The sequence below is a fragment of the Rhodococcus wratislaviensis genome (assembly GCF_041228765.1).
Lineage (GTDB): Bacteria > Actinomycetota > Actinomycetes > Mycobacteriales > Mycobacteriaceae > Rhodococcus_F > Rhodococcus_F wratislaviensis.
Genome location: NZ_CP150488.1, coordinates 8,152,049 through 8,166,411 on the forward strand (window position 1 = coordinate 8,152,049; position 14,363 = coordinate 8,166,411).

The following is a 14,363-nucleotide window of genomic DNA, read 5'->3' on the forward strand; positions in this document are numbered from 1 at the left end:
ATCCGCTGATGAATGCGCCCGCCGCCGCCCGACCGCCCGGCCTCGACTCGAAGTGGACGGTCTCCTTCATCAAGTGGATGTCGAAGGTCAACGTCGTGCTGTACCGGCGGACGGGCGGGCGACTGGGCAGCAAGTGGCGGGTCGGCAGCGCCTTCCCCCGCGGGTTGCCTGTCTGCCTGCTCACCACCACCGGACGGAAGAGCGGCGAGCCGCGGATCAGCCCGCTGCTGTTCCTCGAGGACGGTGACCGCATCATCCTCGCCGCCTCGCAGGGCGGTCTGCCGAAGCACCCGATGTGGTACCTCAACCTGCGCGCGAACCCCGAGGTGACCGTCCAGGTGAAGTCGCGGGTGCGGCCGATGACCGCCCACGTGGCGGACCCCGAGGAACGCGCGCGCCTGTGGCCGCGGCTCGTCGACATGTATCCGGATTTCGACAACTACCAGGCCTGGACGGACCGCACGATCCCCGTCGTGGTCTGCACTCCCCGATAGCACTTGTATGTACCGCCGGGTAACGGGTGCCATGTCGGAGGACTTCTTGCAGTATTGACGCGTACGGACTTGTACGACGGCCGAGGGCGAGGAATTGCAGACATGAGTACACAGGTTCAAGATCGGATACACGACCGTCGAGAGCTCACCGCGGTCCTGCTGCGTGCACTCGAGCGGCGCCACGAGGTGCTCGACGCCATCGTCGACAGCGAGGACCACGCCGAGGCCCTCACGACCGTCGCCGGGCTTCTCGACACCTCCGAGGCGTACGCGGAAGCCGTCCTCAACCTGACGTTCCGCCGCCTCACCAAGGTCGAACGGCTCCGCATCCAGACGGAATTGAAGGACCTCGACGCCACGCTCGAGTGGACGTCGACGGACCGGCCGGCGAGCACCGGGCGGAACTTCCGCCTCCGTCCGTTCACCGAGACCGACGAAGACGCCGAACTGTTCCGGCGCCGCTGCGGCGAGCAGGTCGACGACGCGGGCACGCAGTGGTCCGAGGAGCGGGTCGAGAAGGAACGCACGGAAGGCCTGAGCCGCGTCGACGACGAGTCCGCCGCCTGGTTCGTGTGTGAGGACACCGCGGAGAACACTGCCGTCGGCATGGTGTTCGGCGAACTGTCGGGACGCGAGGTCGACGTCGCCATCTGGATCTCCCCCGACGCCAGGAAGAAGGGCTACGGCACCGCGGCCGTGAAGCACAGCCGCCAGGAACTCGCCGCGGAATTCCCGGGAACGGTCCTGGTCGTCCGCGCTCCCGCCTGACCCGCACGTGAGTGGCGAAGCGTGCGGGAGCACACTTCGCCACTCACGTGCGGTGGTCGGGGTCGCGCTGTTTGGTGACGCCCTGGGCCCAGCGGTAGTCGGGCTTGCCGCTCGGGGTGCGCTGGACGGTGTCTTCCACCCACACCAGACGCGGAATCTTGTAGCCGGCCAGGCTCTGCCGCACGTGGTCCTCGAGTCCGGCGAAGTCGACGCCCCGACCGTCCCGCGCCTGCACGACCGCGGACACCCGGTGCCCCCACCGTTCGTCGGGGACGCCGACCACGATGGCGTCGTAGACGTCGCGGTAGGCCTTCACCGCGCTCTCGACCTCTTCGGCGAACACCTTCTCGCCGCCGGTGTTGATCACCATGTTGCCGCGGCCGAGCAGGGTGATCGATCCGTCGGCCTCGATCCGCGCGCGATCGCCGGTGACGACGACGGGTCGCCCGTCGACCTCCCGGAAGATCTCCCGGGTCTTATCCGGGTCGTTGTAGTAGCCGAGTGGGACGTACCCGCCCTTCGCGAACCAGCCGTCCTTCCCCGACCCCGGTTCGACGGGGACGTCGTTCTCGTCGATCACCAGGGCGTACCGGCCGGCGGGCACCCGGGGCCCGCCCACCTGCTTCTCCCCCTTGGTCGCGAAACCGATTCCGCCGAAACCCGTTTCCGACGCGCCGATCGAATCGGACACCAGCAGTCCCGGGAACGCGTCGAGAAAGGCGTCCTTGATCACCGGTGAGAACAGCGCGGCCCCCGATGCCACCACACCCAGGCTCGACGTGTCGGTGCGCGACGGCTGATGCGCCTCGATCAGCGGCCGACCCATCGCGTCGCCGGTGATGATGAGGATCTGCACCTTGTGCCGCTCGACGAGCTCCCACGTGCGGTCGGCGTCGAACTTCGATTCCAGCAGCACGGTGTTTCCACTGAACAGCGCCGTGAAGGTCGGCATCATCGCGGCCGCGTGGATCAACGGCGGCAACGCGAACCACAGGGTCGGGTCCCCCTGCGACCCGACCCGCGACTGCTGGTACTCGTCGTCGATTGCCTCACCGGTGTAGAAGTCGAGACCGCCCGCGAGGACGCGCCAGATGGCCTCGTGCGTCCACACCACACCCTTGGGACGCCCCGTGGTGCCGCCGGTGTACATCATGAACAGGTCTTCGGAGCTGCGTTCGCCGAAGTCCCGGTCTCCGCTGCCGGACAGCGCCTCCTCGTACGGCACCGAGTCGCTCGGCACACCGGCGCCGCCGAGATCGTCCTCGACGACGACGGTGTGCCGGATCCTCGGCAGCGAGGGCAGGACCTCCGCGATGCGCGGCGAATAGATCCGATGATGGACTACGGCGTCGAGTTCCGCGTTGCCGTAGACGTAGGCGAGTTCGTCGCTGGTGTAGCGGAAGTTGATGTTGATCGGGACCGCGCGAATCTTGTACGCCGCCAGCAACGTCTCCATGGTCTCGATGGAGTTGTGCAGGTGCACGCCGATGTGCGAGCCGGCGGTCAGCCCAACCTCCAGGAAGTGGTGGGCCAGCCTGTTGGCGCGGTCCTCCAGTTCCCGGTAGGTGACGCGTCGGGCGCCGCAGATCAGCGCCACCCGTTCCGGCATCGCGTCGACGGAATGCTCGAAGAGGTCTGCAAGGTTGTAGGCCACGGGGGCGTCCTCTCTCAGACGACTGTGAGGGGTAGGGGTATTCCTCGATCGGTGAACGCGAAGTCGGCTCCGGTGCTGAACCGGGTGAGCGCCACCTCGGGTGCTTCCTTCGCGGGCGGCTCACCGGTCACGACCTCCACGGTCAGCGCCGTATCCGTCTCCTCGACCACCCGCACCGCGAAGCGCGGCGACACCCCGCGCACGAGCGCATTCAGCGGCCCGAGGTGCTCGCCGTCGATCATGGACGGCCACGCCCCGTCCTCCCCGGCTCCGCAGTCGCGTCCGAGAGTCAGCAGCAGACGGTCGCCGAGGGTGATCGAGACGTCCACGTACTGATGGGGATTGAACGCCGGATGCACAGCGAGGACGACGGCGAGACCCTCGAGGTCCGCGGGCAGCCCGAGCGCGTTCCGGATCCGCTCCGACGTGAGGCCGGCGATGCCGGTGAGTTGCTTGCGTGCGATGTCGAGTGCGGCCGCCGCGTCGGTGCGGGCCCGCACCGCGAGCAGAAAACCGAGGGTCAGCAGGTGCTGCTGCAGGCACACCTCCTCCGCCATCCGGGTCAGAGCCGAATGGGAGAAGTCCGGGAACCGCAGGTCGTCGAGGAGCGCGCCCGCGTAGTCGTGCCGCCCCGGCCCGACGGTGTCGATCGGCGACAACTCGACCGTCGCTGCCTGCGACTTCCCCACTGTCACCAGCCCTTCCGGAATCGGAGGTGGCACGTTGGTGTCGTCGATGGTGACCGTCCAGAGGCAGTGCGGTGTCCGGTCCGCAGGTCTGCGGGGCGGACGGTGCACGGGACGCACCTGCGCGTGCGGGTTGGTGGCCAGGGCGGTGGCGTCGAACGTCGGGTCCTCGATGTCGTGGCACATCGCCGTGACGTACTCGTCGCCCATCGGTTCGACGTCCATCAATGCGCCGCAGTGATCCAGCCAGAATTCGCCGTGATCGTGATCGGTGACGCGGTACCGGAAGTCCATGAACTGGGGCGGCGCACCGATGTCGAGCTGCAGACCCTTGAAGATCGTGACGACGCCGTCGCCCTCGAATCCCAGCGCGCGTTGCATCCGCCGCGTGTAGAGGGGGCTCGACGCCATCCACTCCTCGATCGCGACCTGCGTCATGCCCTCGCGACCGAACGCCCCGATCAGGTGCGGCATACCGGATCGATCGATGAGATGACCGCACAGGAGCAGTTCCGGCACGAGAATCGCGAGATCCGCGCGGGACAGATCGGCGAATGACACCGGAACCTTCACCGTACTCACCACAGCGGGACCGGGGCCTTGCCGACCGGATACCACCCCGGCAGCCGGCCGGACGTCGCGCGCTGGATCCGCGCGTTCATGCCGTCGGACATCGCGTTGTTCGTGATCATCTCGAGGAACAGGCTCGAGACGTTGCCGAAGTCGAAGAAGTCACGCTGCCAGGACCATTGGAAGTTTCCGCCGTACCGGAACCAGCTGCCGCCGATTCCGGTGACCTGATAGTGCGTGCCGTCGTTGCGGGTGCGTTCGGACACCTGCTTCCAGAATCCGATGACGTCGCCGCTGCGATCGTCGATGACGAACTGCTGGTACGGATACTCCCAGCCCTCGAGCCCGTCCATTTCCTGCCCGAGCGCCAGGTCGCGGATCTCGTCCCGGCCGACGGCCATGAAGTCGTCCTTCGGCCCGTAGTTCCATCCGTACGTGGCGTCCTCGGTGTACATCTCGGCCAGCGGCTTCCAGTCGCCGAGGGATTCGCACCGCTTGTTCTCGTCCACCCAGCGCTGCACCATCTCGTCGAGCTCCGCACGATCGAACTGCACCATCAGCTATCTCCTTCAGAGTCGTCGTCCGCGAGGATCCGCAGGGCCTGGGTCGGGCAGAAACGCACGGCGCTCTCGACTTCCGCGCGCAGGTTCTCGGGTGGGTCGGTGTCGAGGATCTCGACCTTGCCGTGTTTCGGGACGACGAAGACGTCGGGTGCCTCCATCTCGCACACGGCATGACCCTGACACAGGTCGAGATCGGCTTCGACTTTCATCACGTGCTTCGCTTCCGGTACCTCACCGTGCACGGCTGCTGCAGCTGCACCACCATCTTGCTGTGATCGTTGCGGTACGTCTCGGAGGGTTGCGCCATCTCGAACTCCCAGTCCTGCAGGAGAATCGAGAAGATTGCCTTCAGCTGCATCAGCGCGAACGCGGCCCCGACGCAGCGGTGCCTGCCTGCGCCGAACGGAATCCAGGTCCAGCGGTTGACGATGTCTTCCTGGTTGGGGTCGATGTAACGTTCGGGATCGAACGTGTCCGGGTTCGGGAAGTCCTCGGCGATCCGGTTGGAGATCGCCGGTGTGGCCGCCACCAGGTCGTTCTCGGCGATCCGGTAGCCGCCGACCTCGAACTCGCCCCGCGCGACGCGCAACAGGATGATCAGCGGCGGGTGCAACCGCAGCGTCTCCTTCAGTACCGCTTCGAGCTTCGGGATCTGCCTGAGCGCCCCGAAACTGATGTCGGAGCCGTCCGAATAGAGGTCGTCGAGTTCGGCGACCACCTGCTTCGCATAGTCCGGGTGCCGCAGCAGCTCGATCAGGGTCCAGGCCGCGGTGCCGGAGGTGGTGTGGTGCCCGGCGAACATCATCGAGATGAACATGCCGGTGATCTCGTCCGCGGTGAAGCGCTCGTTGCCGTCCTCGTCCTTGATCGAGACGAGCACGTCGAGCATGTCCCGGTCCTCCTTGCCCTGGGGAGGGTTCTCGATGCGCCCGTTCATGATCTCCTGGACGAGGGCTACCAACTGCACCCTCGCCTCGTCCCGTCGGCGGAAGCTCTCGATCGGGGCGTAGGCGTCGACATATGCGATGGGGTCGGTGCCCTGCTCGAGCTCGTGGTAGAGGTGCGCGAACCGGCCGTCGAGTTGCTCCCGGAACTTCGTGCCGATCAGGCAGGCCGAGGACGTGTAAATGGTCAGCTCCGCGAAGAATTCGAGGAGATCGATCTCGCCCTCGTCGCCCCACTGCGCCACCATGCGGTCGACCTCGTGGGCGATCGTCGCGGCGTGGCCCTTCATCTGCTCGCCGCGCAGCGCCTGGTTGTGCAGCATCTCCTTGCGACGCTCGGGGCTCGCGTCGAACACGACGCCCTCGCCGAAGATCGGCTTCATGAACGGGTAGGCGGCCTGCTGGTCGAGATCCTCGTCGGTGGAGCGGAAGAAGAATTCGTTGGCCTCGGCGCCGGACAGCAGCACCACCTTCTTGTCCGCGAGCTGGAAGACGCCGACGTTGCCGCATTCCTCCCGCACGCGGCGCATCAGCGCGATCGGGTCGGTGCGCAATTCTTCGAGGTGTCCGTGCTCGTGCTCACCGCCGGACACACGTTGCGGGGTAGCCAGGTTCATTCTCCATCCTTTCGCAGGGGCGCCTCGGGCTGCACCTCGATCAGCACCATGTGTGCGCCGCGGGGCGCACTGACGGTGGCGACGACGGCGTCGGCGATCGCGGAGGCGCGCAGGAAGTACGAGTGCCGGGCGAATCCCCATTTCGCCCAGTCTTCGAGGACGGGTCCGATGACCTCCTCGGTGGTGTTCATCCCCATGGACGTCTGCGTGGGTCCCGGACGCACGACCGACGCCCGGACGCCGGTGCCTTCCAGTTCCATTCGCATCTGCCGGCCCATCATCTCGACGCCGGCCTTCGCGGCGTTGTAGGCGCCCATCCGGGGCCGGGGGGTGTCGGCGCAATCGGATCCGATCAGGACGAAGTCTCCGCGCCTGCGTTCGATCATGCCGGGAAGGAGGCGGTGCGCGAGACGCTGCGCACCGACCAGGTGGACGTCGACCTGTCCCAGGAACTGGTCGGGGTCCATCTCGTGGGCGACGGAGAACTCCAGGTCGCCGGCCCCCGACAACGCGATCTCGGTGGGGCCGAGCGCCTTCTCCGCCGCCGAAACGAATTCGTCGACGGATGCGGTGTCGGTGACGTCGAGGTAGTGCGCGAACGCTTCTCCCCCGTTGCTGCGGATCTTCTCCGCGATCTCCTCGCACTCGGCCACCCGGCGGGCCCCGAGCGCGACGGGATGACCGGCGTCGGCCAGCGCATAGGCGGTCGCCGTGCCGATGCCCGAAGACGCCCCGGCGACGATCGACGGGCGGCGCTGCGGGTTGGGCTCGAACCTAGGCATCGCGGACCTGCACTTTCATGGGGAGGGTGGCGAAACCGCGCACGTTGGTCGAGTGGACGCGCACACTGTTCGCCTCGTCGATGTCGTAGTCGTCGATGCGGGAGACGAGTTCGGTGAGGGCGATCCGCGCTTCGAGCCGCGCCATGTGGGCGCCGAGGCAGAAGTGGGTGCCGCCGCCGAAGCTCGCGAGCTTGTTGGACGTGTCCCGGCCGATCCGGTATTCGTCGGCGTCCTCGAACACCGCCGAGTCGCGGTTCGCGGAGCCGATGAGGATCAGCACCTTGTCGCCGGCGGGAATCGTCCGGTCGTGGAAGTCCAGGTCGACGGACGCCGTCCGCGCGACCATCTGACTGGACGTGTCGAAACGCAGGGTCTCCTCCACCCACTCCGGCACGCGACTCGCATCCTCGAACACGTGCCGAGCCTGGCCCGGATAGCGGAAACCCCAGTACAGCGCGTTGCCGAGCAATTTGGTGGTGGTCTCGTTGCCCGCCACCACCATCAGGAACATGAACGCGATGATCTCGTCGTCGGTGAGCCGGTCGCCGTCGATCTCCGCCTCGAGCAGGGCGGACGTGAGGTCCTCGGTCGGCTTCCTGCGCCGCTCGGCCAGCATGTCGGCGTAGTAGCCGACGAGGTAGAGCGACGCCTCCATCGCGGCGTGGGGCACGTCGAGGACGCCCTCCTCGCGGTGCACCACCAGGTCGGCGAGCCGCCGGAGTTCGACGCGGTCGGCCTCCGGCACCCCCATCAGTTCCGAGATCACGTCCATCGGGAGCTTGCCGGCGAACTCGCCGATCCAGTCGAACTCGCCCGCCGCGAGCGCCGGGTCGAGGTATTGCCGGGTCAGATCCAGGATCCGCCCCTCGAGTTCGTTCACCCGTCTCGGGGTGAAGCCGCGGGACACCAGCTGTCGCATCCGCATGTGCCGCGGATCGTCCAGCGCGAGAAAGGACATCGTCTTGTGGGCGTGCGGACCGTAGGCCGCCGGATCGAGCGACACCCCGTTCGCGCTCGACAGGCGCTGGTTGTCGCGGAACGCCGCGACGACGTCCTCGTGCCGGGACAATGCCCAGAAGTCGAGTTCCTCGTTGTAGTAGAGGGGTGCTTCTTCCCGCAGTCTTCGATACGTGACGTACGGATCTTCGTGGAAGCCATAGTCGTACGGGTTGAACGTCACCGGATTGTGTGACACCCCGGGCATCGAGGCTGCGGTCATGGCATCTACTCCAGAATCAGCTTGGCGGAAGTTTCGAGTCGATCGGCGAATTGGGCGTAGGACCCGTATCCCATTCCGGCGCGGACCAGGCCGCCGGCGTACAGCAGCTCCAGCGCCTCGAGGACGTCGGGATCGTGGCCGTCGCCCAGTGCGGTGGCGAGGCGGTCGCGGATCTCCAGCCCGATGCGGGCGCGGAGGTGTTCCACGTCGGGGTCACGGCCGAGCAGCGCGTTGGTGACGGCCCCGGCGAGTTCGGGTTCGTCCGCCACCAGGAGAGCGATGTGGCGGAGCACGGCGACCACGCGTCCGGTGCGATCGAGTCCCTCGTCCACCGGCTGCGGTGAGGCGGCGAGCCGGCGCCAGAAGACCTCGGCGACGAGGTGCTCCTTGGACGAGAAGTACGTGTAGGCCGTCGCGGGCGCGACCCCGGCGATGCCGGCCACCGAGCGGACGGTGAGTCCGGCGAATCCCTCTTCACGCAGTACTTCGACTGCCGCTTTGGTGAGGCGGTCGACGGTGTCGGCCTGCTTCTCGGTCAGACGGCGGCGGGTGGACTCGAAATTCATACTACTGGACACGTGTCTGGACGCTACTACAGTTAACGTCGGCTGGCAACGAAAATCGGGCTCTCACACCGGACTGCGTGGGTGAATTCGCACGGGCATCGTCTTGATGCCGCTGATGAAATTCGACCGCAGCCGGACCACCGGCCCGGTCGGTTCCACGCGGTCGATCCGCGCGGCGAGCGTCTCGAACAGGATCTTCAATTCGAGCCGCGCCAGGTGGGCGCCGAGGCAGAAGTGCACCCCGCTACCGCCGAACGCGATCTGCGGGTTGGGGCTCCGGCCGATGTCGAACCGGTACGGCTCGTCGAAGACATCCTCGTCCCGGTTGGCGCTCGGGTAGTAGATCACCACCTTGTCGCCTGCCCTGACCAACTGATCGCCGATGTACGCGTCCCGGGTGGCGGTGCGCCGGAAGTCCATCACCGGGGTCACCCATCGGAGGATCTCCTCCACCGCGCTCGCAGCCAGTTCCGGCTCGGACTGCAGTCGTCGCCACTGGTCGGGATGGTCGATGAAGGCCTGCATCCCGCCGGCGGTCGCGTTGCGCGTCGTTTCGTTCCCCGCCACCACGAGCAGCACGAAGAACATGTTGAATTCCATCTCGGTGAGCGTGTCGCCGTTCTCGTCCGGCTGCACGAGCTTGGTGACGATGTCGTCGCGAGGCTCGACGCGGCGTTGCGCCGCAAGCTCGTTGGCGTACAGGAAGATCTCGGCCGCGGCCATCTCGCCGTCCGCCTGGGTGGTGCCGTACTCGGGGTCGTCGAAACCGATCATCCGGTTGGACCAGTCGTACAGCCTGTCCACGTCCCCAGCCGGCGCACCCAGCAGCGCCGCGATGACCTCGAGCGGCAACGGCGCCGCCGCCTCGGGAACGAAGTCGACGTCGCGCGCCTCGAGCAGCCGATCGACGATCCGGGCACAGATGTCGCGGATGTGACCCTCGAGCACTTTGACTGTGCGCGGGGTGAATCCGCGGCTGACGAGCTGTCGCAGCCTGGTGTGGTCGGGTGGGTCGAGGTTGACGAGCATGGCGGCCTGCTTCGCTCGGGTCTGCTCGTCGAAATCGTCGATCTGGGTGGTGCCCACCGCCGACGAGAACGTCGCGCTGTCGCGGGACACGGCGACGACGTCGGCATGCTTGGTCACCGCCCAGAACCCGGTGCCGCTCTCCTCGGGCTGCCAATAGACGGGTTCGCTCGCCCGCAGATGGTCGAAGAACGCGTAGGGGACCCCTTCCGCGTAGACGTCGGGGGATTTGAGATCAATCCGAGACGCGGTCATACACTGCTCCTCGATCGATAAACGAATGGGATGCGTCTTAAACTACACACTTTCATTTGTAATGGAAGCCCTTATGCTGGGCCCATGGCGAAAGGGCAGAACGGACCGATCCGACGTCGCACACTCACGCGGGACAAGGTCGTGGATGCCGCGATCGAGATCATCGACGAACTCGGCTGGGAGGCGCTGTCGATGACGAGCCTCTCCGCCCGGCTGAACGTCGTCACCGCGTCGCTCTACAACCACGTCCGCAACCTCGACGACATCCGCGGCGCGGTCCAGGTGCGCACCATGGCGGAACTCGGTGCACACCTGCGCGAGATCGCCATGGGCCGAACCGGTCCCGACGGCCTCCGCGCACTCGTCGACGCGCACCGCGTCTGGGCCACCGAGCATCCGCATCGGTATCAGACGCTGACCACCAGCCCCGTCGACCGGGACGCTTTCATCTCCGCCGCACTGGACGCCAACACGGCACTGCGCACGATGCTCGCGTCGTGCGGACTGCCGCCCGAGGACACCCTCGACGCGGCCGTCAGCATCTTCGCCGCCATGCACGGCTTCGTCATGCTGGTGAACACCGACTTCCTCGGCGACGAGCTGGACCTGGACTCGATCTACGAATCGGTGCTGCGCGGAGCACTGTCCAACGTCGGGTGGCCGGAGCGAACGCACACCCCGTCCTGAAAGGCCACCACCCCTACTGTCACCGTTCTCAGGCCCAGGCGTCAGAAGGGTTCGGCCGCCACGTCGAGATCGCCCAGATCACCACCACGTCGAGCGCGATGATGAGCACCGACCACCACGGGTAGTGCGGCAGCCATAGGAAATTGGCCACGATCGAGATCGCGGCGATCACGATCGCCGACACCCGGGCCCACGCGGCGCCGGTGAACAACGCGAGGCCGGTCACCGCGACCACCGCACCCAGCACGAGATGGATCCAGCCCCAGACCGTGAAGTCGAACTTGTAGAGGTACTCCACCCCCACCACGAACTCCTCGTTCTCATAGACCGCGGCGAGCCCTTGGAAGAACTGCAGGAGTCCGACGGTGACCATGATGACCGCTGCACCCATCACGGTCCCCGCCGCGACGCCCTGTTTGACCGACGAACCTTCGGACATGACGCCCCTTCCTCGCCGCAACCCACTGCCGGGTGCATTCATTGTCCGCCGATTCGGTGTGCGTTCGCGTCGAAACCGCGGGGTTTCCCACCCACCTGGAATCCAAATGTTCCGGTCGAGAAGGCCACCGGACACAGCCGGCGAGACTGTTCGGTTGCCGCGAATCCCTCGCGCGCCCTGGTCCTCGGTACGTCGGAGGGAGATGACCTTGTCCCCTAGCCCGCCGTCACGTGGAGAGGCGACACTGGCGGTGACCGAGAGGGGTACCCGTGCCCCGGCCGCTCCGCTCGGTCCACAACTGCGCGAGCCGCTTTCCGCCGCCAGAGCGACGTGATTACCGAATCCGTTGCGCTCGTGTTATTTTCGACCTTGATCCGTACGCAGCGTCGCCCGCCGCGTGCGCCGGGACGATTTCACTCGTCCGTGCGGGCCGCGGGTTCTGCCGATGTAGGCGTCGAGTTCCCGCGGCGTGATGCATTCCATGGTAGCGGCACGGAATCCGAAAGACTTATCCCTACGGGACGTAGGGCTGCTCATTCCGGGACATGTCGTCGGCCGCCTACGAACGAAGTCTCGGCCCATGCGATGCCGGACAAATTCAATCACGCTCACAGTGCCCGGAACCCACCAACTCCGCCAGCTCGTCGAGCGACCACGGCGGCTCGGTCTCGTGGTCGCGGTAGGCCAGCAGAGTCGGATCCGGCCGGTCGAACCTGCCGACGAAGCACCCTGATCCGGCGAAGATCCCGCCGGTGATTCCGGCGGCGAGGTCGCTCGCCAGGAACACGTAGAGCCGGGCGACGTAGTCCGCGGGCGCAGGATGCAGCGAGCCGTTGCGCATTGCGTCGTCGAGCATGCCCCGCCTGTGCAATTCCTCGATGTGCTGCTCGTACTCCGCACCCACAGACAGTCGGGTCTTCGCGCCGGGACACACCACGTTGGCGCGGACGCCGGACTCGGCCAGTTCGGCCGCGATGGCGAGGGTCAGACTGTTGACCGCTCCCTTGCCGGCGGGATATCCGGTTCCGCCGTAGTCGCCGAGGAACGCGAACGAACTCGTGTTCACGATCGCTCCGCGCCCCCGTTCCGCCATCAGGGGCGCCGCGGCCCGGCACGTGCGGAACGTCGCCGTCAGGTGCGCATCGACGAGTTCGCGCCACTGCTCGTCGGTGACGGTGAGGATGGACGACCCGGCAGGCTCCGCGACGCCGGCGCAGTTGATCAGCACGTCCACCTGGCCGAACACACATTCCGCGGCGTCGACCAGGGCCTCCGCGACGCCGTCGGCGGCGGCCGAACCAGCCACCGCGATCGCCCGGCCACCGCCGAGCACGATCTCGTCGGCCACCTTCTCCGCCGCGTCCGGATCACGGCCGTTGACCACCACACCGGCCCCCTCGGCCGCGAGAGCGTGCGCGACCGCACGGCCGATCCCCCGGCTCGAGCCGGTGACGACGGCGCCTCGCCCGTCCAGCCGTCTCTCGTCGCGTGAATTCATCGCACCTCCGGCAACTCGTCATTGCGGCATCCAGTTGTTCAAACTATAGTCCAGACACATGTCCAGTTTTCAGAGATCGCTGTGACACTCACCCGATTCGGAAGCGAAAATCCATGACTCTGCGCCCCACCGACAGCTCTGCTCTCCTGATCGACGGCAAACTGATTCCCGGTTCCGGCGGCACGTTCGAGGTGATCAACCCGGCCACCGAGGAGGTACTCGGGAGAGCCGCCGACGCCACGGCGTCCGACATGGACGCCGCGATCGCCGCGGCCCGGCGGGCCTTCGACGACACCACGTGGTCCCGCGACCACGTCTTCCGCGCCCGCTGCCTGCGGCAGCTGCGCGACGTGCTGCAATCCCACATCGAGGAACTGCGCGACATCACCATCGCCGAAGTCGGCGCCCCCGCCTTCCTCACCAGCGGACCCCAACTCGAAGGCCCGGTCGCCGACCTCGGGTATTTCGCGGACCTCGCCGAAAGCTATTCCTGGGAACAGGATCTGGGCATCGCCGAACCGATGGGCATCAAGACCCGCCGACGCGTCCTCAAGGAGGCCGTCGGCGTGGTCGGAGCCATCACGCCGTGGAACTTCCCGCACCAGATCAACTTCGCCAAGATCGGCCCCGCACTGGCGGCCGGCAACACGGTGGTCCTCAAGCCCGCGCCCGACACCCCCTGGTGCGCCGCCCTCGTCGGGCACCTGATCGCCGAGGAGACCGACCTCCCGGCCGGTGTGGTCAACATCGTCACGTCGAGCGACCACTCCCTCGGCGCTCAGCTCTCCACCGACCCCCGCGTGGACCTCGTGTCCTTCACCGGGTCGACCGCCACGGGCAAGGCCGTGATGGCGGCGGCGTCCGAATCGTTGAAGAAGGTGTTCCTCGAACTCGGCGGCAAATCGGCGTTCATCGTGCTCGACGACGCCGACCTCGCCGGCGCGTGCGGGGTCGCCGCGTTCACCGTCTCCACCCATGCGGGGCAGGGTTGCGCCATCACCACCCGGCTACTCGTTCCCCGCGAGAAGTACGACGAGGCGGTCGAGGCCACGGCCCGGACGCTCAGCGGACTGCACGCGGGCGATCCCACGAAATCCGGCACCATCTGCGGTCCCCTCATCTCCGCGCGGCAACGCGCCCGCGTCGAGGACTACCTGCGACTCGCGCGGGAAGAGGGCGGCACGATCGTCGTCGGTGGCGGCCGCCCGGCCGATCGGGACCGCGGATTCTTCGTCGAACCCACCCTGATCACCGGCCTCGACAACACCGCCCGGGTGTCGCGCGAAGAGATCTTCGGACCCGTGCTGGTGATCATTCCCCACGACGGCGACGAGGACGCGATCAGCATCGCCAACGACTCGCCGTACGGGCTGTCCGGGTCGGTGTGGGGCACGGACCCCGCACGCGTGAAGCGAGTGGTCGACGGCGTGCGCACCGGAACACTCAGCGTCAACGGTGGTGTCTGGTATTCCGCCGACGCGCCGTTCGGCGGCTACAAGCACTCCGGAATCGGCCGCGAAATGGGTGTGGCCGGGTTCGAGGAATACCTGGAAACCAAGCTGGTCGCGGAACCGGCCCAATAGTAGAGGGAGTCA

Annotated in this window: 15 protein-coding genes; 4 read left to right on the forward strand and 11 right to left on the reverse strand. The window is 67.0% G+C overall.

The window, feature by feature from the left end; translation table 11 throughout:
* The first annotated feature begins 8 nt into the window (after positions 1-8).
* A complete protein-coding gene (locus WKC72_RS37210) occupies positions 9-494 on the forward strand; it encodes a nitroreductase family deazaflavin-dependent oxidoreductase (RefSeq protein ID WP_370181268.1) in 486 nt (161 codons plus the stop codon).
* 102 nt (positions 495-596) lie between these two features.
* On the forward strand, positions 597-1,262 hold the full coding sequence (locus WKC72_RS37215; protein ID WP_037241642.1) for a GNAT family N-acetyltransferase: 666 nt from the start codon (positions 597-599) through the stop codon (positions 1,260-1,262).
* Positions 1,263-1,305: 43 nt separating this feature from the next.
* Here the strand turns inward: WKC72_RS37215 and WKC72_RS37220 are convergent, their stop codons facing one another.
* From WKC72_RS37220 to WKC72_RS37260, 9 genes are all read right to left on the reverse strand, one after another.
* Positions 1,306-2,916 (reverse strand): acyl-CoA synthetase, encoded by a 1,611-nt coding sequence (locus tag WKC72_RS37220; protein WP_370181269.1) that lies wholly within the window; start codon positions 2,914-2,916, stop codon positions 1,306-1,308.
* Positions 2,917-2,930: 14 nt separating this feature from the next.
* Positions 2,931-4,187 carry a hypothetical protein gene (locus WKC72_RS37225; RefSeq protein WP_370181270.1) on the reverse strand — a complete coding sequence of 419 codons (1,257 nt, stop codon included), beginning with the start codon at positions 4,185-4,187 and terminating at the stop codon, positions 2,931-2,933.
* Positions 4,181-4,729 carry a nuclear transport factor 2 family protein gene (locus tag WKC72_RS37230; RefSeq protein WP_112299687.1) on the reverse strand — a complete coding sequence of 183 codons (549 nt, stop codon included), beginning with the start codon at positions 4,727-4,729 and terminating at the stop codon, positions 4,181-4,183. Before WKC72_RS37230 ends, WKC72_RS37225 begins: the two co-directional genes overlap by 7 nt.
* Positions 4,729-4,944, reverse strand: coding sequence for a ferredoxin (locus WKC72_RS37235; RefSeq protein ID WP_005244574.1), 216 nt, complete (start codon positions 4,942-4,944; stop codon positions 4,729-4,731). The genes WKC72_RS37230 and WKC72_RS37235 overlap by 1 nt, the downstream gene beginning before the upstream one ends.
* Positions 4,944-6,296 (reverse strand): cytochrome P450, encoded by a 1,353-nt coding sequence (locus WKC72_RS37240; RefSeq protein WP_005262924.1) that lies wholly within the window; start codon positions 6,294-6,296, stop codon positions 4,944-4,946. The genes WKC72_RS37235 and WKC72_RS37240 overlap by 1 nt, the downstream gene beginning before the upstream one ends.
* Positions 6,293-7,078 carry an SDR family oxidoreductase gene (locus WKC72_RS37245; RefSeq protein ID WP_370181271.1) on the reverse strand — a complete coding sequence of 262 codons (786 nt, stop codon included), beginning with the start codon at positions 7,076-7,078 and terminating at the stop codon, positions 6,293-6,295. Before WKC72_RS37245 ends, WKC72_RS37240 begins: the two co-directional genes overlap by 4 nt.
* A complete protein-coding gene (locus WKC72_RS37250; protein WP_112299684.1) occupies positions 7,071-8,297 on the reverse strand; it encodes a cytochrome P450 in 1,227 nt (408 codons plus the stop codon). Before WKC72_RS37250 ends, WKC72_RS37245 begins: the two co-directional genes overlap by 8 nt.
* A 5-nt stretch (positions 8,298-8,302) precedes the next feature.
* Positions 8,303-8,863 (reverse strand): TetR/AcrR family transcriptional regulator, encoded by a 561-nt coding sequence (locus WKC72_RS37255; protein WP_007300914.1) that lies wholly within the window; start codon positions 8,861-8,863, stop codon positions 8,303-8,305.
* A 63-nt stretch (positions 8,864-8,926) separates the two neighbouring features.
* Positions 8,927-10,144: a cytochrome P450 gene (locus tag WKC72_RS37260; protein ID WP_370181272.1), complete on the reverse strand. Its 1,218-nt coding sequence runs from the start codon at positions 10,142-10,144 to the stop codon at positions 8,927-8,929.
* Between the two features lie 84 nt (positions 10,145-10,228).
* Between WKC72_RS37260 and WKC72_RS37265 the strand changes: the two genes are divergently transcribed.
* Entirely contained in the window at positions 10,229-10,831 is a 603-nt protein-coding gene (locus WKC72_RS37265) for a TetR/AcrR family transcriptional regulator (protein WP_370181273.1), read from the forward strand.
* Between the two features lie 28 nt (positions 10,832-10,859).
* Here the strand turns inward: WKC72_RS37265 and WKC72_RS37270 are convergent, their stop codons facing one another.
* Both WKC72_RS37270 and WKC72_RS37275 read right to left on the reverse strand, forming a co-directional pair.
* Entirely contained in the window at positions 10,860-11,270 is a 411-nt protein-coding gene (locus WKC72_RS37270; RefSeq protein ID WP_112299681.1) for a hypothetical protein, read from the reverse strand.
* 598 nt (positions 11,271-11,868) lie between these two features.
* Complete coding sequence (locus tag WKC72_RS37275) at positions 11,869-12,768, reverse strand: SDR family NAD(P)-dependent oxidoreductase (protein WP_370181274.1); 900 nt, start codon at positions 12,766-12,768, stop codon at positions 11,869-11,871.
* A gap of 113 nt (positions 12,769-12,881) precedes the next feature.
* Between WKC72_RS37275 and WKC72_RS37280 the strand changes: the two genes are divergently transcribed.
* Positions 12,882-14,351, forward strand: a complete 1,470-nt coding sequence (locus WKC72_RS37280; protein WP_370181275.1) for an aldehyde dehydrogenase — start codon at positions 12,882-12,884, stop codon at positions 14,349-14,351.
* The last annotated feature ends 12 nt before the right edge of the window (positions 14,352-14,363 follow it).

Bases quoted from the DNA above. Each gene is read 5' to 3' on its own strand.
- WKC72_RS37210 (WP_370181268.1), top strand. From the start codon at position 9: ATGAATGCGCCCGCCGCCGCCCGACCGCCCGGCCTCGACTCGAAGTGG.
- WKC72_RS37215 (WP_037241642.1), top strand. From the start codon at position 597: ATGAGTACACAGGTTCAAGATCGGATACACGACCGTCGAGAGCTCACC.
- WKC72_RS37230 (WP_112299687.1), bottom strand. From the start codon at position 4,729: ATGGTGCAGTTCGATCGTGCGGAGCTCGACGAGATGGTGCAGCGCTGG.
- WKC72_RS37235 (WP_005244574.1), bottom strand. From the start codon at position 4,944: ATGAAAGTCGAAGCCGATCTCGACCTGTGTCAGGGTCATGCCGTGTGC.
- WKC72_RS37240 (WP_005262924.1), bottom strand. From the start codon at position 6,296: ATGAACCTGGCTACCCCGCAACGTGTGTCCGGCGGTGAGCACGAGCAC.
- WKC72_RS37245 (WP_370181271.1), bottom strand. From the start codon at position 7,078: ATGCCTAGGTTCGAGCCCAACCCGCAGCGCCGCCCGTCGATCGTCGCC.
- WKC72_RS37250 (WP_112299684.1), bottom strand. From the start codon at position 8,297: ATGACCGCAGCCTCGATGCCCGGGGTGTCACACAATCCGGTGACGTTC.
- WKC72_RS37255 (WP_007300914.1), bottom strand. From the start codon at position 8,863: ATGAATTTCGAGTCCACCCGCCGCCGTCTGACCGAGAAGCAGGCCGAC.
- WKC72_RS37260 (WP_370181272.1), bottom strand. From the start codon at position 10,144: ATGACCGCGTCTCGGATTGATCTCAAATCCCCCGACGTCTACGCGGAA.
- WKC72_RS37265 (WP_370181273.1), top strand. From the start codon at position 10,229: ATGGCGAAAGGGCAGAACGGACCGATCCGACGTCGCACACTCACGCGG.
- WKC72_RS37270 (WP_112299681.1), bottom strand. From the start codon at position 11,270: ATGTCCGAAGGTTCGTCGGTCAAACAGGGCGTCGCGGCGGGGACCGTG.
- WKC72_RS37275 (WP_370181274.1), bottom strand. From the start codon at position 12,768: ATGAATTCACGCGACGAGAGACGGCTGGACGGGCGAGGCGCCGTCGTC.
- WKC72_RS37280 (WP_370181275.1), top strand. From the start codon at position 12,882: ATGACTCTGCGCCCCACCGACAGCTCTGCTCTCCTGATCGACGGCAAA.